Origin of the sequence: Nioella sp., from assembly GCF_965215655.1 — a bacterium.
Taxonomy (GTDB): domain Bacteria; phylum Pseudomonadota; class Alphaproteobacteria; order Rhodobacterales; family Rhodobacteraceae; genus Nioella.
This window is the reverse complement of sequence record NZ_OZ244111.1, coordinates 735,934-756,913: the sequence shown is the minus strand read 5'-3', so window position 1 is coordinate 756,913 and position 20,980 is coordinate 735,934. Positions and strand designations below refer to the sequence as shown.

At 63.9% G+C, this 20,980-nt stretch carries 18 protein-coding genes; 3 read left to right on the top strand and 15 right to left on the bottom strand.

All coding sequences use genetic code 11. The annotated features are described in order from the left end of the window. Positions 1 to 34: 34 nt before the first annotated feature. Genes ACOOEX_RS03895 through ACOOEX_RS03875 form a run of 5 tightly spaced genes read right to left on the bottom strand, consistent with a single transcriptional unit; the run spans position 35 to position 5,944 of the window. Positions 35 to 1,087, bottom strand: a complete 1,053-nt coding sequence (locus ACOOEX_RS03895) for a xanthine dehydrogenase family protein molybdopterin-binding subunit (RefSeq protein ID WP_416931693.1) — start codon at positions 1,085 to 1,087, stop codon at positions 35 to 37. Further along, positions 1,084 to 2,973, bottom strand: coding sequence for a molybdopterin-dependent oxidoreductase (locus ACOOEX_RS03890; RefSeq protein ID WP_420397208.1), 1,890 nt, complete (start codon positions 2,971 to 2,973; stop codon positions 1,084 to 1,086). The genes ACOOEX_RS03895 and ACOOEX_RS03890 overlap by 4 nt, the downstream gene beginning before the upstream one ends. Continuing rightward, positions 2,966 to 3,886 carry an FAD binding domain-containing protein gene (locus ACOOEX_RS03885; RefSeq protein ID WP_420397207.1) on the bottom strand — a complete coding sequence of 307 codons (921 nt, stop codon included), beginning with the start codon at positions 3,884 to 3,886 and terminating at the stop codon, positions 2,966 to 2,968. The genes ACOOEX_RS03890 and ACOOEX_RS03885 overlap by 8 nt, the downstream gene beginning before the upstream one ends. Before the next feature lie 22 nt (positions 3,887 to 3,908). Continuing rightward, a complete protein-coding gene (locus ACOOEX_RS03880) occupies positions 3,909 to 5,072 on the bottom strand; it encodes a zinc-dependent alcohol dehydrogenase (RefSeq protein ID WP_420397206.1) in 1,164 nt (387 codons plus the stop codon). A gap of 32 nt (positions 5,073 to 5,104) precedes the next feature. Next, positions 5,105 to 5,944 carry an IclR family transcriptional regulator gene (locus ACOOEX_RS03875; protein ID WP_420397205.1) on the bottom strand — a complete coding sequence of 280 codons (840 nt, stop codon included), beginning with the start codon at positions 5,942 to 5,944 and terminating at the stop codon, positions 5,105 to 5,107. 440 nt (positions 5,945 to 6,384) lie between these two features. Here ACOOEX_RS03875 and ACOOEX_RS03870 point away from each other — a divergent pair, with 440 nt between their 5' ends. Further along, the gene (locus ACOOEX_RS03870; RefSeq protein ID WP_420397204.1) at positions 6,385 to 6,816 is read left to right on the top strand and encodes a BLUF domain-containing protein; all 432 of its coding nucleotides are present in this window, start codon (positions 6,385 to 6,387) and stop codon (positions 6,814 to 6,816) included. Positions 6,817 to 6,839: 23 nt separating this feature from the next. Here ACOOEX_RS03870 and ACOOEX_RS03865 read toward each other — a convergent pair whose 3' ends face one another. The 7 genes from ACOOEX_RS03865 to ACOOEX_RS03835 form a co-directional block, all read right to left on the bottom strand. Next, positions 6,840 to 8,042: a sugar ABC transporter permease gene (locus ACOOEX_RS03865; protein ID WP_420397203.1), complete on the bottom strand. Its 1,203-nt coding sequence runs from the start codon at positions 8,040 to 8,042 to the stop codon at positions 6,840 to 6,842. A 15-nt stretch (positions 8,043 to 8,057) separates the two neighbouring features. Continuing rightward, a complete protein-coding gene (locus ACOOEX_RS03860; RefSeq protein ID WP_420397202.1) occupies positions 8,058 to 8,822 on the bottom strand; it encodes an ATP-binding cassette domain-containing protein in 765 nt (254 codons plus the stop codon). A 70-nt stretch (positions 8,823 to 8,892) separates the two neighbouring features. After that, positions 8,893 to 9,981, bottom strand: coding sequence for a sugar ABC transporter substrate-binding protein (locus tag ACOOEX_RS03855; RefSeq protein WP_420397201.1), 1,089 nt, complete (start codon positions 9,979 to 9,981; stop codon positions 8,893 to 8,895). Positions 9,982 to 10,135: 154 nt separating this feature from the next. Continuing rightward, positions 10,136 to 11,011: an SDR family oxidoreductase gene (locus tag ACOOEX_RS03850; RefSeq protein ID WP_420397200.1), complete on the bottom strand. Its 876-nt coding sequence runs from the start codon at positions 11,009 to 11,011 to the stop codon at positions 10,136 to 10,138. Further along, positions 11,008 to 12,012: an inositol 2-dehydrogenase gene (gene iolG, locus ACOOEX_RS03845; RefSeq protein ID WP_420397199.1), complete on the bottom strand. Its 1,005-nt coding sequence runs from the start codon at positions 12,010 to 12,012 to the stop codon at positions 11,008 to 11,010. Before iolG ends, ACOOEX_RS03850 begins: the two co-directional genes overlap by 4 nt. A 229-nt stretch (positions 12,013 to 12,241) precedes the next feature. Continuing rightward, on the bottom strand, positions 12,242 to 13,675 hold the full coding sequence (locus tag ACOOEX_RS03840; protein ID WP_420397198.1) for an NAD(P)(+) transhydrogenase (Re/Si-specific) subunit beta: 1,434 nt from the start codon (positions 13,673 to 13,675) through the stop codon (positions 12,242 to 12,244). Positions 13,676 to 13,688: 13 nt separating this feature from the next. Further along, positions 13,689 to 15,263, bottom strand: coding sequence for a Re/Si-specific NAD(P)(+) transhydrogenase subunit alpha (locus tag ACOOEX_RS03835; RefSeq protein WP_420397197.1), 1,575 nt, complete (start codon positions 15,261 to 15,263; stop codon positions 13,689 to 13,691). A 300-nt stretch (positions 15,264 to 15,563) separates the two neighbouring features. Here ACOOEX_RS03835 and ACOOEX_RS03830 point away from each other — a divergent pair, with 300 nt between their 5' ends. Beyond that, on the top strand, positions 15,564 to 16,847 hold the full coding sequence (locus ACOOEX_RS03830; protein ID WP_420397196.1) for a DUF3422 family protein: 1,284 nt from the start codon (positions 15,564 to 15,566) through the stop codon (positions 16,845 to 16,847). A 380-nt stretch (positions 16,848 to 17,227) separates the two neighbouring features. Here the strand turns inward: ACOOEX_RS03830 and ACOOEX_RS03825 are convergent, their stop codons facing one another. Continuing rightward, on the bottom strand, positions 17,228 to 18,841 hold the full coding sequence (locus ACOOEX_RS03825) for an AMP-binding protein (protein WP_420397195.1): 1,614 nt from the start codon (positions 18,839 to 18,841) through the stop codon (positions 17,228 to 17,230). Between the two features lies 1 nt (position 18,842). Next, positions 18,843 to 19,295, bottom strand: coding sequence for a D-galactarate dehydratase (locus tag ACOOEX_RS03820; RefSeq protein WP_420397194.1), 453 nt, complete (start codon positions 19,293 to 19,295; stop codon positions 18,843 to 18,845). A 74-nt stretch (positions 19,296 to 19,369) separates the two neighbouring features. On the opposite strand from ACOOEX_RS03820, the gene moaA reads away from it, so the two are divergent. Then, positions 19,370 to 20,380 carry a GTP 3',8-cyclase MoaA gene (gene moaA / locus ACOOEX_RS03815; protein ID WP_420397193.1) on the top strand — a complete coding sequence of 337 codons (1,011 nt, stop codon included), beginning with the start codon at positions 19,370 to 19,372 and terminating at the stop codon, positions 20,378 to 20,380. Here the strand turns inward: moaA and ACOOEX_RS03810 are convergent, their stop codons facing one another. Next, the gene (locus ACOOEX_RS03810) at positions 20,381 to 20,977 is read right to left on the bottom strand and encodes a class I SAM-dependent methyltransferase (RefSeq protein ID WP_420397192.1); all 597 of its coding nucleotides are present in this window, start codon (positions 20,975 to 20,977) and stop codon (positions 20,381 to 20,383) included. Positions 20,978 to 20,980: the final 3 nt, after the last annotated feature.

Sequence of the window (20,980 nt, the reverse complement as noted above, 5' to 3'; positions counted from 1 at the left end):
CGCCCCCTCCTCCGGAGACGCGGTCTTTCGCGTGTCAAAGGCCTCTTCTGTGGGCCTCGGCACGATCCTGCCGCGCCGATTGCGCGATCTGTTCCCGGCCCGGCACATGGTTGCGCAGGGCATCAAGGATCTTTTCGGGTGTTGCGGGCAGCGATTTGATGCGCACGCCGATGGCGTCGTAGATCGCGTTCATGATCGCGGGCGCGGTCGGCACAAGCGCCGGTTCCCCGATGCCCTTGGCCTGAAGCGGGCTCAACGGATCGGGATCCTCGACGATGGTGCAGTTGATCTGCGGAATGTCCAGCGAGGTCGGCAGGATATACTTGGCGAACCCGTGGGTCGTCGTATAGCCGTTCTCGGTCTGGTAATCCTCCATCAGCGCCTGGCCGAGGCCCTGCACCACGCCGCCCTCGATCTGGCCCTCGACCCCGCGCGGGTTGATCGCCCGGCCCACGTCATGGGCGGCCCAGATGCCCAGAACCTGCACCTCGCCGGTCCAGGTATCGACCTCGACCTCGGCGATCTGGGTGCCGAAGACATAGGCCTGCCAAGGGCTGCCGGATCCATCGACGGGATCGAGCCCGGTGCCATGCGCGGTGAAGGATGCGGACCCCACAGGCACCACGCCGCGCCCCTTGCAGGTCTTCACAGCCTCGTCCATCGACATGCGCAGGTTGGTGTCCTGCGCCCAAAGCTCGCCGTTGAACGCGCGCAGGCTGTCGACCGGCACATCCCAGTGATCGGCGATCTCGGCGAAGAGCTTGGCCCGCGCATCGCGCGAGGCCAGGGCCACGGAGTTCCCGATCATGTAGGTCTGGCGCGTAGCACCCGCATGGGCCGCCTCGGGCGAGCGCGAGGTGTCGTTGTCGCCGATTGTCACGTCCTCGGGGCGCACGCCCAGTTCCTCCGCCGCGACCTGCGCCAGCACCGTCAGGATGCCCTCGCCGATCTCGGTCACGCCGGTGACGATCTTGGCGGTGCCGCCGTCATCCAGTTCCGCCCAGGCACCGGCCCGGTCGATGGTTGCGGTCCGGGCGATGCCGTACCAGCTCGACGCCATTCCGCGTCCGCGCATCTTGCGGTTCATGATGCTACCCTTTCATCTTTCGTGGGTGTGTCGGTCGGCTCTCCGATCCGGGCACCGAGCGTGCAGGGCTGGCGCGTATCCGGCCCGCCGAGGTCGCCGCGCCGGGGGCCGCGCACCTTGGGCGCACCCGCTTCCCAACGGGATGCCTCCTCCGCCGCGTCCAGAACCCGGTCGAGCGAGGCGGTTGTCAGTTCCTGCTGCGTATGGGTGCGAGACCCGATCCGCATCATGTTGATCCGGCGCAACTCGAACGGGTCCATGTCCAGCGCTTCAGCGGCCATGTCCATCATGCTCTCGGTCGCGAATTGCGCCTGCATGCCACCAAAGGTGCGGAACGCGCCGGACGGCGTGTTATTGGTGTAGACCACCTTGGTATCGACCTTGAGATTATGCACCTCGTAAGGCCCGCAGGACAGGATCGCCGCCTTGCGCATCACGCCCTCGCTGGACATGCCGTAGGCACCGCCATCGCTGAGCATGTCGAACTCGATCGCGGTGATCTCGCCCGACCATTTGAGACCCATCTTGTACTTGACCCGCGACGGGTGCCGCTTGGCGCTCGCCACGAGGCTTTCCTCTCGGGTGAAGTTCAGTTGCACCGGACGATGTGTCTTCATCGCCGCCAGCGCCAACATGCCCTGGTAGATCATGTCCTCCTTGCCGCCGAAGCCACCGCCCACGGCGCTCATGATAAAGCGCACCTTGTTGATCGGAAGGGCAAGGATATCGGCCAGCATGTGGCGGTGATGGGTGATGTTCTGCGAGGGCGAGAGCACCGTGACCACATCGTCATGATCGACATAGGCAATGCCCGCTTCCGGCTCCAGATAGGCATGTTCCACCTGTTGAGTGCGGAACTCATCTTCAAGGATCAGATCGGCCTCCGCAAAGCCCTTTTCGGGGTCGCCCTTGCGGATCGGAATATGCTTGATGACATTGTCCTGAGCGTAGTCGTGGATCACGGGCGCGCCGGGTTTCAGCGCATCCTCGGGCGCGTAGACGCCGGGCAGTTCCTCATATTCCACCTTGATCTTCGCCAGCGCGCGCCGTGCCGTTACCAGATCCTCCGCAGCGACCGCAGCGACCGCCTCGCCGAAATGACGGACCTTGCCGCGTGCCATCACCGGCTGGTCATGGACGAAGACGCCAAAGCCATCCGTACCGGGCACGTCATCGGCGGTGATCACGCAGGCCACGCCGTCCATCGCCTCGGCCTCGCTGGTGTCGATGGACACGATCCGCGCATGGGGCATCGGCGCGCGCAGCACCTGCATCTGCAGCATGTCCACCATCTTCATGTCGGCGGCATATTTCAGCCGGCCCGAGACCTTCGACGGCGCATCCAGACGGCGCACATTGGCCCCGATGAAGGACTCAGCCGTCGCATCCTCGTCCAGAGCGGTTTCTGGCAACCGGCCCGCGATCACGTCGCGGGCGATCTCGACCGCCTCGAAAATCTTGGTGTAGCCGGTGCAGCGGCAGATATTGCCGCCAAGGCGTTCCTTGATCTCCTCGATCCCCGCATCGGGGTTTTCGCGCAGGGCCGAGGTCGCGGCCATCACCATGCCGGGGATGCAATAGCCGCACTGGCTGGCCCCGGTCTTGTGAAAGGCCTGTTGCACAGGGGTGAGCGAGCCGGGCCGCGCCAGCCCCTCGATGGTTTCGATCTTCGCGCCATCGGCCTTGGCCGCGGGCATCAGGCAGGATTTCACCAGCTTGCCGTCAACGAAGACGGAACAGGTGCCGCATTCGCCCGCGCCGCAGCCTTCCTTGGTGCCGGTAAGGTTCAGATCCTCGCGCAGGAAATCCAGAAGGCGTTTATGCGGGTCGGTCTGTTTCACGACCTTGCGGCCGTTCACATCCATGGTCAGGTCGATCTTAGGCATTCTCGGTCTCCCCGAAATTCTTGAATTTGGCGCCGATCTCCGGCTGGTTGGCGAGCGCCTCTTCCAGCCCGGCGCGCACGAAATTCACCACCACGTCGCGGCGATATTCCTTACGGCTGCGTGACCCGACAGAGTCGGCGGCGCTTTCCGCCACCCGCTGGATCAGTTCCTGCGTGATGCGCTCTCCCTTAAGGCGCCGTTCGGCGTCGCGCAGGCGGATGGGCCGTGGACCGACCCCGCCAAGCGCCAGCCGGACATCCTCGAACACGGTGCCGGTACTGTCGGCCCGCACCAGCGCGGCACAGCAGGCGACCGAGATCACCAGCGACCGGCGCTGCCCCACCTTCTGGAACGACCCGCCATAGCCATAGGCGCTGTCCACGGTGACGGCGGTGGCGATTTCGCCGGGTTGAATCGTGGTCCGGCCAGGGCCTTCAATGAAATCGACAACGGCGACAGTACGGCGTTTGACGTCGCCGTCTTCCAGCCGCGTCAGTTCGATCTCGCCATTCAGGGCCACGACCGGAGGGGTGCCGTCGGCAACCGGTGACGCATTCACCAGGTTGCCGACGACGGTTGCCTGTTCACGGATCTGGTCGTCGGCAAACCAGATCGCGCAATAAGGCATGCAGGGAAGGTTGGTCATCAGGGTGCGGTCGGTCAGGAAATCCTGATAGACGGTCGCGGCCCCCAGACGAATGCGCCCCTTGTCACAGGAATACCCCTTAAGTTCAGGGATCTTGGTAACATCGATCAGCGCCGGGATCTCGACATCCCCTGCCCGGCCCTCGCGGGCCCAGGGCAGGATGTCGGTGGCGCCGGAGACGAGCCGGCTGCCCTCGGGCGCATCGGCCCACAGGGCCAACGCCTCTTCCAGACGTTTCGGAACGTGGTAGCTCTCACAGATCAGCATGGCTCGTCTCCTTCGTGCGACCTTATTCCGCCGCGACCTTGCCGGCTTCGGCGTGCTTGTTCTTCACCACCACCTTGATGGCATCCTCGACCCGGTCCTTGGCGTAGCGCAGGGCCTCTTTCAGGTCGGACATCTCGAAGGTGTGGGTGTGGATCAGCGTGGCGTCGAAACGCTTCTGCCGCATGAAGGCCTCGGCCCGGTGCGTGGCGGTCTTGCCCTCGCCGCGGATGCCGTAGAGGTAGATATTGTTACGCACCAGATAGGCGACATCGACCTCGGGGCTGTTATGCGGGAAGGCCGCGAGACAGATCTTGCCGCCCCGGTTCACCATCTGCGCCGCTTCGTTCACACCGTTGGGTGCCCCGGCACATTCCACCACGTAATCGACGCCCTTGCCGCCGGTCAGTTCGCGGACCTTTTCGACCACATCCTCATTGCGCACGTTGATCACGTGATCGGCGCCAAGCTGCTTACCGATTTCAAGACGGTTGTCGCGGGTGCCGGTCAGGATCACCGGCTGCGCGCCAAGGGCCTTGGCCACGGCGGCACCCATCAGACCAATGGGGCCGGGGCCGGTCACGACCACGCTTTCGCCAGCAACAAGGCCGCCCAGTTCGGTCAGGCCATACATGGCGGTGCCTGCGGTCACGACCAGAGTCGCCTCTTCGTCGGTCATGTTGTCATCGACATGGACCAGCGTATTGATGTTGTTCACCGCGTATTCGGCAAAGCCGCCATCGGTGGTGAAGCCGTTGGCGCGGTGGCCCTTGTCCACGTCTCCGTAGTTCTTGCCGTAGTTGTGGCACGAGGTGTACATGCCCTGACGGCAGCGCTTGCACTGGCCACAACCGGCGTGGATTTCCACCGTCACACGTTCGCCGATCTCGTATTCATCGACACCGGGGCCGAGCGCCACGACGGTGCCCATGTATTCATGGCCGGGGGTGAAGTTCTTATTGAACGGATCGCCGCCATGGATCTGGGCAGGCGGGCCGTGATGGATGATTTCCAGATCGGTCGCACAGATCGCAACCGCGTCGATGCGGACCAGAACCTCCGCCTTGCCCGGCGCCGGAACCGGCTTGTCCGAAAGCGTCAGTTCGCCAGGATCGCCCAGAACCCAGGCTTTCATCGTCTCGGGCACCGGGTAATCCGGGCTGGTTTTCACATTGGCGGGAAGCGTCATGTCCTGTCCTCCTAAGGTTGCTAACGGGGCTGCTAACGTTGCGCGTTTCGCAGCTTGTTCGAGAATGTGTTGGCCGCCTCGATCATCTGGCGGGTCAGTTGGGCCTTGCGCTCCTCGGTCGCCTCGCTGGCGGGCAGCGTCGTCGAGATGGACGCCACGACCGCGCCGCCCCCTTCGCGGATGGCCGATCCGATGCAGACGACGCCCTCGCGCAGTTCCTCGTTGTCGATGGCGTATTTGAAGCGGCGCACGCTGCGCAGTTCTTCCACGAGACCGGACAGGCTGTTGATCGTGTTGGGCGTGTAGGATTTCAGCCCATTGGTCGAAATGATCCGCACAAGTTCCGTATCGGGGATCCAGGCAAGAATGGCCTTGCCCGTCGCGGTCGCGTGCAGCGCGGTCATCTTTTCAACTTCGTTTGGCTCTTGCAGGGTCGATGCCGCGCCGGGAAAGCTGAGCTTGGTCAGCAGCGACGTTTCGCTGAGCACGGCAAGCTGCACGCCGAGGCCGAGCTGTTCGCCCAAGCGCCGCAGGTCTTCGCGCAGCAGAACCGCCGGGTCAGAGTCATGCTCCATCATCTCCAGCAGTTCCCGAACCCGCGGGCCAAGCGCATATCCACGGCTGCGGCTGATATGGGTCAGATACCCCCGCGCCACGAGCGTCATGACAAGGTGATGGCAGGTCGAGGCGTTCAGGCCGATCCGATCAGACAATTCCGACAAGGTGATCCCGTCGATTTCACCGGCTGCCAGTTCCAGAAGCGTCAGGGCCCGATCAACCGACTGGATCGTCCGAACCGGCTTTTGCGAGCTGCGCAGCACGCCTCGCAGGTCCTTTGCCGACCGGTCCTGGGTGTGAAGCTGTTCGTTCATGATCTGGCGATCTCCTCTGGTATCAGGGTTTCGAAATGGGGCCCTCAGGGCAAGATAATTTGATTATATTGGCTATAATTTGATATGGTGAAACTTAATTCGACCAAGTCAAGACGCCGAAGGGTCACCCCATATGAAAAAAACTCATAAGATCAATAGCCTAGGGATTTCCCCCGCCTATCCGCCATTGCTGCAATTGCGAAGACCTCACGCAGTCTTCCCCTCGCAAAGCACCGAATCGGGGGCAGTGCCAATGGGCCGACCACGGTACGGATTGCGGATCTCAGGTCACGAATTTCACAATATAAAATTCGCAATCCAGAACTCCGTTTTGTTGACAGCTGCACTGGACTTTCGCCAATGGGCTACCAAATGCCCGATACACTGAAGCTTCGGGGCGAACCCATCGGTCGGGGCGGACAAGAGAGGATGACCTCAAGATGAAATTCATAGCCTATGTCAGTCAGGCCGAGCGGCCCTTCTCTCAGGAAGACCTTGGCGAATTGCTGCGCCACAGCCGCGCGCGGAATGAACAGGACGGCGTCACCGGATGCCTTGTCTATCGCTTCAACGAGGATTTCCGCCGCGGGAATTTCATTCAGGTTCTGGAAGGGCCGGACGCGGCCATTGACGATGTCTGGCGCCGGATTTCCAACGATACAAGGCACCATACGGTAGTGGTGATCGACGAGGGGCCAATTGACGACAGGATGTTTTCCAACTGGTCCATGGGCTTCAAGAATGTCGATGCCAATGACCTGACAGGCGTCGAAGGTTTCGCCGATCTCGGCAGCGATGCCTTCTGGCAACGGGCCAGCGACGGCGAGCTGTCCAACGGGCTGCAATTGCTGCGCAGCTTCTACGAGGGCTGAGCGCCGCCTGCTTTCGGTCCGCCTCAGCCCGGCCGCGCCAGCCTTTCGATCCCGCGGTCGATCGACACCGCAACGACCAGAAGCAGGCCAGTCACGATCAGCCGCGCCTCATTGGCCACGCCCATCAGGTTCAGCCCGTTCGACACGGTTGCGATGATCAGCGCGCCGAACAGGGCGCCGACGACCATGCCGCGCCCGCCGAACAGGCTCACCCCGCCAATGACCGCCGCCGCGATGCTTTCCAGCAGCAGCGCCCCGCCACCGACGCCGCCGCCGGACGACACCGATACGCCAAGCGAGCGCGAAGCCGACAGGATGCCGCCAAAGGCCGCCATGCCGCCCGCGATGGCGAAAGCGGTAATCTTGATGCGGTCCACCTTGATGCCCGCCCGCCGCGCGGCCTCGGCATTGTTGCCGATGGCATAAAGGTAGGTGCCAAAGCGCGTCTCGGAGGTGATGTAGGACATGACCCCAAGCAGCGCGAGGAACAGGATGACCGGCATCGGCAGCCCCCGCTGATTTTCCAGAAAGACCAGAACCCCGACAAGAAACAGCGCCACGATAACCACCGGCAGCAGAACGCCCGCGTTGAAGGATGCAGACAGTCCCGCCCGCTGGCGTGACCGCCATGTCGATCCCATGACCAGGGCAAACAGCACGATGGCGCCTAGCACCAACCCCCAGGCCATTGGGCCGGTCACATGGGTCGCGGCAAGCTGATCGACACCGGAATTCATCAGGTTGTAGCGGCCCGTGCGGGGCAGAAGCAGCAACTGGATGCCGTTCAGCACCAGCCCCACGCCAAGTGTCACCACGAAGGACGGCACCCCGATCAGCGTCACCCACCTTGCCGAGGCCGCACCGACAAGCCCGCCCAGCGCAACGCCCGCAAGGATCGCAAGCGGCACCGGCAGGCCGAAATCCATCACCAGCTTGGCCATGAAGACAGAGGCCACGCCCGAAGTTGCGGCGACGGACAGGTCAATCTCGCCCGTTAGCAGCACGAAGACGAGGCCAAGCGCGATGATCCCGGTCACGGTCGATTGCACCAGAAGGTTCGACAGGTTGCGGCTGGTCAGGAACACATCCGACTGCGTTGCGAAGAAAAGGAACAGCGCAACGAGGCCAACGGCCACCGGCACGAAGCTAAGCTCATTGCCCAGGCGTTCCGTCAGAGACCGTGTCGGCGTCGCCGTGGACGTGTGGGGGATGGATGCATCGGTCATTCGTCTGTCCTCGCCTCAGCCTGCCATGTTGACGGCTTCATTGCCGCCCACCATCGCGTTGACGACCTGCTCGCCGGTCACGTCCTTGGAATTGAAGCTGGCGGCGTTGCGCCCCAGCCGCAGCACCTCGATCCGGTCGGTGTTGTCCAGAACGAAGTGATGGATGTCATGGCTGATCACCAGCACGGCCAACCCGTGCGAGGCCAGTTCGCGCACGAGGTCACCCACCTGTTCCGCCGCCGAATGGCTCAGCGCCGCCGTCGGTTCATCCAGCAGCACCACCTTGGGTTCCCACAGGATCGACCGGGCGATGGCGATGTTCTGGCGTTGCCCGCCCGACATGGCGCCCACGTTGCGGGTCAGCGAGATGGAGTCGAGCCGGAGCCGCTTCAGCACCTCCTTTGCCCGCCTCTCTGCCGCCGCGCGGCTGACGCGGTAGCCCGTGTACCATGGCCCCGTCAGTTCCCGCCCCAGAAAGAGGTTCTGAACCGCATCGAGATTGTCGCACAGCGCGAGGTCCTGATAGACCGTCTGCACCCCCATATCGGCCACCTCGGCCGGGTTGGACGCGGCCACGTCCCGCCCCTCGAACTGATAGGTTCCGCTATCGGGCCGGTGCACGCCGGACATCACTTTGACCAGCGTCGATTTTCCCGCCCCGTTATCGCCCACAAGCGCCACGACCTTGCCGGGCTCCAGATCGAGCGACACGTCGGTCAGCGCCTTGACGCCGCCGAAATGCTTGGTGATGCCACGCAGGCTGAGGATGGGCTGTGTCATGTCTGCCTTTCCGTATCGCGAGGTCGCCGGCGGATGTTTCACCGCCGACGACCGGGAGAAACCTCTGCTGTCAGAGGTTATCCTGACACAATTGAGAGTCTTCCGCGCCCTGGCAGACTTCAGCCCAGGTGTAGATACCGGCCTCGACCACATCCGAGATATTGTCGAGCGTGACGTTGTTAACCGGCAGGAAGGCGGCGGGGACCATCATGTAGTCATTGTCCACCTCGCCGTTCATCCACTGTTCCGGCAGCTCCTCACCGTTCAGGATCGCAACCGCCATGTCGGCGGCGGCCTCGGCCATCACCCTCAGGTCCTTGAAGACGGTGTTGTCCTGCCAGCCCTGAGCGATGAACTGAAGCGCCTCGATGGTGGCGTCCTGGCCGCCGGTCACGACGATTTCGCCCGGCGCGTAGCCCTGGCTGATCAGTGCCGCGACCGAGCCGCCGGTGGTGCCGTCATTCATGCCAAGGAACATGTCGACCTCGCCGCCGGTCCGGGTCAGGCAGTCCTCGGCAAAGGCCTGCGCCTGCACCGGGTCCCAATTGGGGGTGAAATCCTCGCAGACGATTTCCACGCGGCCCGATGCAATCAGCGGATCGAGATACTCGTTCTGGCCCAGCTCATACTGGGTTGTGCCGTATTCGCCCTGGTTGCCCTTCACGCGGGCGATGCGGATAGTGCCTTCGGGCATCGCCTCGATCAGCTCCGCCGCGCGCTGGCCCTGTGCCTGGCCCACGGCACGGGCGTTGAACAGAACATGCGCCTCGGCCAGACCGCCGATCGCGTCATGTTCATACAGAAGAACGGGAACCCCGGCCTCTTCTGCGGCGCGCAGCGCACCCGCAGACAGGTTCGCATCGGACGAGGTGTAGACGATCAGATCGGCGCCTTGCGCGATGGCGTCTTCCACCAGCCGCTGCTGGCGCACCGGGTCGCCCTCTCCGTTCTGCACGGTGACTGTGGCCCCCGGCATCCGTTCTTCCATCGCCGCCACGAACAGAGGCGCGTCGCGGCGCTCGAACCGGATGGTGGTGGAATTGGGCAGCATGAAGAACACTTGCTCGCCATCGGCCAGCGCGGGCGCGGCGGTGAAGCCGGCCACGGTCAGCGCCACGGCGGCGCTGCTATTGGTCAGGATTTTCGTCAGTCTGGTCATTGTCGTCCTCCCTTGATGTCGGTGGCCCATCGGGGCCTTGCGGGATCCGGCCGCGCGGGGCCGGTTCCAGTTCGGTATTCGTGTGCTCAGTCTAGGCCCGCATCCCGCCCCGGTCGTGTCGAGTTCTGTCCAGTCTGGAACCGGACAGCCCCGGTCAGCCCGGTTTCTCGGGGATCGGAGTCGCCTCGTAGCAGCCGATAACCCCCTGATCGAAATCGAGAACGGATCCCGTCATGATGCCCGACTCGTCACTGGCCAGATGTGCGATCCAGCGCGCGACCTCGTTCATGTTCAGCAGCCTGCCCGCAGGCAACTGCCTGCCCGCCTCGGCCTGCCATCCGTCCGGCATATCGTGGAACGTCTTTTGCGTGATGTCCTCGGCGGGGGTGTCCATCCAGCCGATGGCCAGCGCATTCACCCGGATCCCGTCGCGCATCAGCGAAAAGGCCGCGTTCTTGGTGGTGGCCACAAGCGCCGCCTTGGACGCGGCATAAACCGTCAGAAACGGCACCCCACCATGGGCGGTGATCGTGGCGACATTGACGATGGCGCCGGGCTTGCCCTCTGCCCGCCAGTGATTGGCGGCGTTCTGCATCAGGAAGAAGGGCGCGCGGGCGTTGATCGCGAAGGTGCGTTCCCACAGTGCCGCATCGCCATCCAGAATGCCGCCCCGGTCGGTGATCCCGGCAGAGTTGACGAGGATGTCATAGGTTCCAAATTCGGCAATCGCGCGGTCGTGGATCGACTGGCAATCGTCCAGATCGGTCAGGTCGGCGCGGTGATAGACCACTCTTTGTTCCGGCGTGGTCAGCGCATCCGCCGCCGCCTGCCCCTCTGCCTCTTTGCGGCCCATGATTAAGGCGCCTTTCAGCCCGCGCCGCAGCATCAGCTTGACCGCCGTCAGACCAAGCCCCTGCGTCGACCCGGTCACCACCGCCACCTTGCCCGCGAAATGCCGGTCTAGCGGAACATCATCCTCGGACGCCGCGTGATAGGCGGCACTGCCATAGGGGCTTTGATAGTCGGTCATGCGTAAGTCACCTCCACCGGCTTGTTGGTCTGGTAGGATTTCAGCGCCGCCTCGGACAGAAGCAGCGCGCGCCGCCCGTCCTCGAATGTCACGTTCGGCGGTTTGCCCGCCGTCACCTGGTCGATGAAATCGCGGATCTCGGCCTCGTAGGCGGCACGGTAACGCTCGATGAAGAAATAGAGCAACTCATCCTTCGTCGCCGTCCCGCCTGCCCCGTGTCGCGACACCTCGGTCGGGCGGTGGTTGTTCGACCGCACCATGCCGTCGGCCCCGAAGGCCTCCACCCGCTGGTCATAGCCGTAATTGGTGCGGCGCGAGTTGTTGATATGGCACAGCGCGCCCGATGCGGTGCGCATCACGATCATCGCGGTATCCACGTCGCCCAGTTCCGCAAAGATCGGATCGACCCGGTTGGCGGCCATGGCGAAAACCTCGACCGGCTCCTCGCCCAGGACAAACCGCGCCATGTCCATATCGTGGATCGTGGTGTCGCGGAACAGGCCGCCACAGGCCTCCAAGATCGCCCGGGGGGGAGGAGGCCCCGGGTCCCTGCTTGTGATGACAAGCAGTTCCAGCGCCCCGACCTCGCCTGCCGCGACGGCCTTTTGCACGCCTGCGTGGCTGGGATCGAACCGCCGGTTGAAACCAAGTTGCAGCGGAACATCGAAGGCGGCCAGCTTCTCGCGGCACTCCTCGACCTTCTCGATATCGACATCAATGGGCTTCTCGCACAGGATCGGCTTGCCCGCCTCGGCAGAGCGCAGGATCATCCCCACATGGGTATTGGTGGGCGAGGCGATCAGCACCGCGTCGACATCATCGGCCCCGAGCAGCGCATCCAGATCGGTCGTCGCCCGCGCCCCCACGGCGGCGGCGGTCCGTGCGGCGCTTTCCTCGAACACGTCATAACACCAGGTCACCCGCGCATCGGGCTGCAACGCCACAAGACGCGCATGCATGTCGCCGATCCGACCGGTGCCGATTATTCCGAAGCGAAGCATCGCGCCCCTCCCTTACATCCGTTTTATGGACAGCCTCTCGGAAAAGCCGCCGGTCAACAATGCAGGGTTTGTCCAGATTGGAACGACGGCTCTCACGGACAGCGGGGAAATGTGACGAGAATGGAATTCTCCCGTGATCGGAACGCTTCCGCACCAGACGCGTCGCCCAACCAAAGAAAAAGCCCCGAGGCCAGACCTCGGGGCTTTCCGATTTCAGGTTCGACGGGCGTCAGCTGATCTTTGGCAGAAGCGAGTCGATGCTGGCCTTTGCGTCACCGTAGAACATGCGCGTGTTCTCCTTGTAGAACAGCGGGTTCTCGATGCCGGAATAGCCGGTGCCCTGCCCGCGCTTGGACACGAAGACCTGCTTGGCTTTCCAAACCTCCAGCACCGGCATGCCGGCGATGGGGCTGTTGGGGTCTTCCTGCGCCGCCGGGTTCACGATGTCGTTGGAGCCAATCACGATAACCACGTCGGTCGAGGGGAAGTCCTCGTTGATCTCGTCCATTTCCATCACGATGTCATAGGGCACTTTGGCTTCCGCCAGCAGCACGTTCATATGCCCCGGCAGACGGCCCGCAACGGGGTGGATCGCAAAGCGCACCTCCTTGCCTGCCGCGCGCAGCTTGCGCGTCAGGTCGGCCACCGCCGATTGCGCCTGCGCCACCGCCATGCCGTAGCCCGGCACGATGATCACGCTGTCAGCCTCATTGAGGGCTGTCGCCACGCCATCGGCGTCAATCGCCACCTGCTCGCCCTCGATCTCCATCGCGGGGCCCGCGGTGCCGCCAAAGCCGCCAAGGATCACACTGATGAAGGACCGGTTCATCGCCTTGCACATGATGTAGGACAGGATCGCACCGGAGGAGCCGACCAGCGCCCCCACAACAATCAGCAGGTCGTTGCCGAGCGAGAAGCCAATCGCCGCCGCGGCCCAGCCCGAATAGCTGTTCAGCATCGACACCACCACCGGCATGTCGGCACCGCCGATGCCCATGATCAGGTGATAGCCGATGAAGAGCGCCGCCAGCGTCATGATGAACAGCGGGAAGAAGCCGCCCGAGTTGAAGTACCAGATCAGGCAGATGACCGACAAAGCCGCCGCGCCCGCGTTCAGCGCGTGACCGCCGGGCAGCTTGGTCGCCGCCGAGGTCAGCTTGCCCGCCAGCTTGCCATAGGCCACCACCGACCCGGTGAAGGTCACCGCCCCGATGAAGATGCCCAGGAACAGCTCGACCCGCAGGATGTTCTGCTCAACCACCGACTTGTGGGCCAGCAGTTCGGCAAAGCCGGTCAGCGCCTCGCGCGCCTCCGGCTCCATGCCCAGCACGCGGACCAGTTCGAAATGGGCGTTGAAGCCCACGAACACGGCTGCAAGGCCCACCAGCGAGTGCATCGCCGCCACAAGCTGCGGCATCTCGGTCATCTCGACCTTCTTGGCCACGTACCAGCCAATGATACCGCCGCCCGCGATCAGGATGATCGACAGCAGCCACAGCCCCGATCCGGGACCGATAAGGGTCGCGAAGACCGCCAGCGCCATGCCCGCAATGCCATACCACACCGCGCGTTTCGCGCTTTCCTGCCCGGACAGACCGCCCAGCGAAAGGATGAAGAGAACCGCCGCGACCACATAGGCCGCCGTCGTGAATCCGAATTCCATAATCCCTACCCCTTCACGATTTCTGGAACATGGCGAGCATGCGCCGTGTCACGAGGAAGCCGCCGAAGATGTTGATCCCGGCCATGAACACGCTGAGCCCTGCCAGCAGGATGACCAGCCAGCTGCCCGACCCGATCTGCATCAGGGCGCCCAGAATGATGATCGACGAAATGGCGTTGGTGACCGCCATCAGCGGCGTATGCAGCGAATGCGCGACGCCCCAGATCACCTGGAAGCCCACGAAGACGCTCAGCACGAAGACGATGAAGTGCTGCATGAAGCTCGCTGGTGCATAAAGCCCGGCCAGCAGGATCAGCCCCCCGCCCACGGCCAGCAGCGTCACCTGTTGCTTGGTCTGTGCCTTGAAGGCCGCCACTTCCTGCGCCCGGCGTTCTTCCGGGGTCAGCTCCTTCGGCGCGTCCTTCTTCGGCTGCGCCGCGATCGCCTGGATCTTCGGCGGCGGCGGCGGGAAGGTGATCTCGCCCTGGTAGGTCACGGTGGCGCCGCGGATCACGTCGTCTTCCATGTTGTGCACGACCTGCCCGTCCTTCTCGGGCGTCAAGTCGGTCATCATGTGACGGATATTCGTGGCGTAAAGCGTCGAGGCCTGGCTGGCCATCCGGCTCGGGAAGTCGGTATAGCCGATGATGGTGACGCCGTTCTCGGTCACCACCTTCTCATCCATCACCGTGCCTTCGACATTGCCGCCCCGTTCGGCGGCCAGGTCGACGATGACCGATCCCGGCTTCATCGCCGCGACCATGTCTTCCGTCCACAGCTTCGGCGCGGGGCGGTTCGGGATCAGCGCCGTGGTGATGACGATATCGACCTCGGGCGCCAGTTCGCGAAACTTGGCCAGCTGCGCGTTGCGGAACTCTTCGGACTGAACGGACGCATAGCCGCCGGTGGCCGCGCCATCCTGCGCCTCTTCCTCGAAATCGAGATAGACGAATTCCGCGCCCATCGATTCGACCTGCTCGGCCACTTCGGGGCGCACGTCGAAGGCGTAGGTGATCGCGCCGAGGCTCGTGGAGGTGCCGATCGCGGCCAGACCTGCCACGCCCGCGCCCACCACCAGAACCTTCGCCGGCGGCACCTTGCCCGCCGCCGTGATCTGGCCGGTGAAGAAACGCCCGTAATTGTTGCCCGCCTCGATCACCGCGCGGTAACCCGCGATATTGGCCATCGAGCTGAGCGCATCCATCTTCTGCGCCCGGCTGATGCGCGGCACCATCTCCATCGCGATCACGTTCGCGCCCTTGGCCTTGGCCAATTCCATTCCCTCTTCATTCCCCGCCGGGTTGAAGAAGGAAATCAAGGTCTTATCGGCAGTTAGCCGCTTCAGTTCAGTCTCGTTGGGAATGCGGACCTTGGCGATGATGTCGGCGTCTTTCCAAAGCGCCGCCGCGGTCTTCACCACGCTGACACCGGCCGCCTCGTAATCGGCATCCGCAAATCCCGCCTTTTCACCCGCGCCAGCCTCGATCAGGCAGTCATAGCCCAATTTCTGCAGCTGCACGGCACTGTCCGGTGTCATCGCAACGCGATTTTCCCCGGATTCAATCTCCTTGGGAGCGCCTATCTTCACACTGATCCCCTTTCCCTTTGATCCCGTTGTCCGGGCGTTGCAGGCGCTTTTACAGTGCACAGCCCCCGGCTACAACGGAATGGACGCCGCAGGGCTCATTTACGACACGGCAGCCCCCCAATCGCCCGCGACCATCTGACCCTGCGTCACGCTCCGCCCGGGAAAAGTCCATCGCCCAGCGGGGCTTAGATCGCACGGTATACCGTTGCACACGCCCAACCCCTTCATTTCATTAATTTAATATTGTTGAAAACCACGGCGAACAGGCTATCGCTAGGCAACCGCGCCAAAGGACCACCGATGCCAAGCTTCCCCGATCACCCTCAGCGCTATGACCTGGCGAATGAGCTGCACGCCCGCCCCTTCCCCTCGATTCGGCACGGCAGTCAGGCTGCGATCATCGCCCTGAAACCGGTCAAGAACGCCGCCGCCCGCGACCGTGATGCCGACCGTGCCCACCTGATCGCCCTGCTGGACCGCTACGACGCCCAGCACCCCAAGCCCGGCGCCACCCATTTTTCCGGCAAGCTCGGGCGCTATCACCTCAAGTGGGAACAGCATACGGAATTCGTGACCTACCTGGTTCATGGCGAGGGGCTAAGCGACCGCCCCTTCGATTCCGCGATCTGGGATCTCTTTCCTCAGGACTGGATGGCCACTGCTCCCGGCCCGCGCATCACGTCGGCGCATTTCCGCATTTCCGAAGCCATCTCGGATGATGACGCCATCTCAACCTGCCTCAAGGACTGGTTCGAACCCGAAAGCCTCGCCGCCAACCGGGTGCTCGACGGCAACGCGGTGCTGGCCAGCGATTTCCGCATCGACCCGGCGGGCCATATGCGTTTCGCGATCTTTCCCCGGCCCGAGGCCGGCCCGGCACGGATCGGCCGCATCGTCCAGCGCCTGTGCGAGATCGAGACCTACAAGGCGATGGCGATGCTCGGCTTTCCCAAGGCGGGCGAACTCAACGCCCGCATGGCCCAGATCGACACCGGCCTCTCGGCGCTGCTACGCGACATGACCGGCGACAGCACCGCGCCGGATCAGCAGCTCGACCAGCTTCTGACCTATGCCACCGAGCTGGAAAACCTGATGTCCCGCGCCTCTTTCCGCTTCGGCGCGACCGGCGCCTATGAGGCCATCGTACAGCAACGCATCGAGATCCTGCGGGAAGAACGTTTCGCGGGCCGCCAGACCTTCGCCGAATTCATGCTGCGCCGGTTTGACCCCGCCATGCGCACTGTCAAAAGCACCGAAACGCGGCTTCGCTCCATGACCGACCGCGCCTTCCGCGCGGGTGAGCTGCTGCGCACCAAGGTCGAGGTGGGCCGATCCGCCCAGAACCAGGATCTGCTGGAAAGCATGGACCGCCGCGCCGCCCTGCAACTGCGCCTGCAGGAAACGGTCGAGGGGCTCTCGGTCGTCGCCATCAGCTACTACGCGGTCAGCCTGCTCAGCTACCTTCTGGCCCCCGTGGCCTACGAGTTCGGCATCGAGAAACCCTGGGTCACCGCCGCCCTCGTCCTGCCGGTGATCGCAGGCGTCTGGCTCATGACCCGCCGCATCAAGAAGATGGTGCACTGACCCTCCCCCTCGCCCACCTCTTTCATCTTGGCGAGAAATACCTCCGCCGGAGGCATCCAGACCCATCCACCCGCACCCCCCGCCCAGCGGCGCGACTCCCTCACCACACTTCCGTGGCAACGCGGCCCGAGGAGGGCCCCGCAGGGGCTTGACGAGGGTCGCTCCTGGATCGACGCCGGCAGGCGGCGAAACCTGATGATCGCCAGCAAGTAAGAGCCATGGATTCATGGAACTGCCGACCAGACACCCTGCCTCCGGCAAGTTCGACACCTGGTCCGTGGCCCAGTACGCACCCGTCACCATTTCCCCATCCTGTATGCACAGGGGGTGTACGGGGGGTGTACTGGGGGTGTACGCCCGGCACCCCCCTGTTTTGCCCCTCACTGACCCCGCAGGGCGCGGCGCATGATCTTGCCCGTAGCGGTCATCGGCAGGCTCTCGGCCCGCACCACCTTTCGCGGCACCAGATGCGCCGAAACCCGCTCTCGCACCAGAGATTTCAGCGCCTCTTCCATCCCCTCCCACTCCGCACCATCGCGCAGGACCACATGCGCCACGACGATCTCCGTGCGGATCGGATCGGGCTCCCCCACCACCGCAGCCATCAGCACATCCGGATGCCGCACCAGCGCCGCCTCGATCTCGGAAGGCCCAATCCGGTAGCCAGCAGACGTGATCACATCGTCATCCCGCGCGTGGAACGTGATTTGCCCATCCGCCCCGCGCGTGGCGAGGTCTCCGGTCCGGAGCCAGCCGTTTTTCACTTTCTTTTCCGTGGCTTCCGGCTTGTTCCAATAGCGCAGGAAGGCCACCGGATCGGGCATCTTCAGGCAGACCTCGCCCACCTCACCCGCGCCTGTGTCGCGGTCGTTAGCTCCCAGCAAGCGCACCTCATGCCCTGGCACGGGCAGCCCCATCGCGCCCGGAACGCGGGTCATCATCGCCGATCGCGCAGCGACGATCAGGTTGGCCTCGGTCTGTCCGTAAAGCTCGTTGATCTCCGCCCCGAGCCGCGCCTCGCCCCATTCCAGCATATCCGCGCCCAGAGGCTCCCCGCCGGAACTAACTGCCCGCAGGCACAGCCCCTGCCCCACCGGCGCCTGTTTCATCAGCCGCAGGGCGGTCGGGGGGATGAAGGCATTGGTCACCCTTTCAGCCGCCAGAAGCCGATAGGCTGCCTCTGGCTCGAACTTCGCAAAGCGATGGCTGACCAGGGGAATTCCATAGTAAAGACAGGGGATTGCCATATCCATCAAGCCGCCGATCCAGGCCCAGTCCGCGGGCGTCCAGCCCACATCACCGGGACGCGGAAAGAGGCCCTGGCTCAGTTCCATGCAGGGCAGATGACCATATAGAAAGCGATGTGCGTGCAGCACCCCCTTGGGGTCGCCCGTGGTGCCAGAGGTGTAGATCATCATCGCCGGATCTTCGGCCAGAGTGTCGGCAGGCACAAAGCCACGTGCGGACGTCTCGATCAGATCGGACAGCGACAGAACCGGCGCAAGCGCACCCCCGGTCGAGATCACCACTTCCAGCTTCGGCAGATCAGGTTGCAACGCCATTACCCGATCCAGATTGGCCGGGTCCGTCACCACCGCCCGCGCGCCGCTGTCCGCCAGCCTGTAGCGCAACGCATCTTCACCGAACAGGGTGAAGAGTGGCAGCACCACCGCCCCCAGCTTCATCACCGCCATATGGGTCAGCAGAACGAACGGATGTTGCGCTAGCAGAACAGCCACCCGATCGCCCCGCCCCACGCCCTTTGCCGCCAGTGCCACGGCCAGCCCGTCGGAGGCGCGCTTGAGTTTACCGTAGGTCCATTCCTGCCGCTGGCCGTCCTGTCCGATATGGATGATCGCCACCTGATCCGGGCGGATTGCCGCCCAGTCATCACAGCACAGCCGTGCGATATTCATCCGCTCGGGGATGTCCCAGTGAAAGCCCGCGCGCAGATTGTCCCACCGGGCCTCGGCCCGAAACAGCCGCCGGTCCATGTCAGCCGCCGGCGATGACCGTCAGGGTCGGCAGGTCCGTCAACCCCAACCCGAGCGCCTGCATCGCCATCAGCGAGATGCGGCTGCCGGACCCTGCTTCGCCGCCGCTCGGGCGCAGGGTGACCTCGACGGAATTGCCATTCTCGGCCTCCAACCGGCCTGCCGTTTCGGTGGTCACCAAGGGCGTTTCCAGCCAGAGCCCTGGCGCTGTCGGGTCGCCCAGAGAGGCCACGGTCGTGCCAAGCACACCAGAGGCGGGGGCCGCAGCGGCCTCCTCTTCCGGCTCTTCGCCGTCTTCCGTCTCCTCCTCCGTTTCGCTGGCCACCGATGGGGGCGGCACGACGCTGGCCTCTCGGTCGCGATCAAGGAAGGACAGGGGACGGAACCCGCCGCCGCACCCGGCAAGCGAGACGACGAGGGCAAGGGCCAGAAGGGCGCGGAGGATCTGTGTCATGATGCGAAGCCTAGGCGCAAAAATCGCACGCATCAACGCTTGCCGCGCCTGCCCGTGCAAACTACCTTCTCAATATGGATACGCCCGCCCCCCTGATCGACCCGTTCGCCCGCGCCATCGACTATCTGCGCGTCTCGGTCACCGACCGCTGCGATTTCCGCTGCGTCTATTGCATGTCCGAAAACATGACCTTCCTTCCAAAGAAGGAGCTTCTGACGCTGGAAGAACTGGACCGCATGTGTTCGACCTTCATCCGGCTTGGGGTGAAGAAACTGCGGATCACCGGGGGCGAACCGCTGGTGCGCAAGGGGATCATGACCTTTTTCGAGTCCATGACACGGCATCTGGACAGCGGCGCGTTGCGGGAACTGACGCTGACCACCAATGGCAGCCAGTTGGCGCGCTTCGCCGATCAGCTTTACGCTGCGGGCGTGCGGCGGGTAAATATCTCGCTCGACACGCTGGACGAGAAGAAATTCGCCGACATCACCCGTTGGGGCCGCCTGCCGCAGGTGCTGAACGGCATCGACGCGGCCCAGAAGGCGGGTCTGCGGGTCAAGATCAACGCGGTGGCGCTGAAGGGCTTCAACGAAGAGGAGCTGTTCACCATTCAGGACTGGTGTGCCAGCCGCGACATGGACCTGACCTGGATCGAGGTCATGCCCATGGGTGACCTCGGCAACGAAGACCGGCTGGACCAGTATTGGAGCCTCAAGGATCTGCGCGCACGTTTGGCGGAACGCTACACGCTGACCGATCTGGCCGAACGCTCCGGCGGACCGGCCCGCTACGTTAAGATTGAAGAAACCGGGCAGAAGATCGGCTTCATCACGCCGCTTACCCATAATTTCTGTGAAAGCTGCAACCGGGTGCGTCTGACCTGCACGGGTGAGCTTTACATGTGTCTCGGTCAGGAAGACATGGCCGATCTGCGCGCGCCGCTCAGGGCATCGCCTGATAATGCGGTGCTGGAAGAGGCCATTCGCGCCGCCATTGCGCACAAGCCCAAGGGCCATGATTTCGACTATTCCCGGCAGAAGGTGGACGGCCAGATGACCCGCCACATGAGCCACACCGGCGGCTGATCAGCCCAGGTTGCGGGCGATAAGGTCGATCAGGGCCGAGCGGCCCGCGTGGCCTTTGCCCTCCTGAACATCGCGTTCATAGGCGGCGAGCCGCTCCACCTGCCAGTCCCCGAACGCCTCTCGCAACAGATCGGCTGTGTACATATGCGCCCGGTTGCCCGGCCCGCCAGTGCCATAGTCGACCTGATCCGGCGTGTATCCATGCAGCATCAGCACCCCCCCCGGGGCCACCGCACGGCGCAGATTCGCGAACTGACCCACCCGGGCGGCGGGATCGGCGAACTGGATGAAAATCGCGACCACCAGATCATAGGTCTGAGACCAGTCCCACCCGACCCAGTCCGAAACATGGTAGTCCACAACCACACCCTTCGCAGCCGCCAGGGCCCGGCCCCGTTCCACCGCGGTCGGGGCCATGTCGAATGCGGTCACGTCGAGCCCGCGCTCAGCCAGGTGGACGGAATTGCGCCCCTCGCCATCCGCGACGCAAAGCGCGCGCTGCCCCGCCTGCATCCAGCCGGGGTTGTCGGTCAGGAACCCGGCAGGGGCGATACCGAACAGGTAGTCCCCGGCCGATCTGTATCGGTCCTCCCACATGCG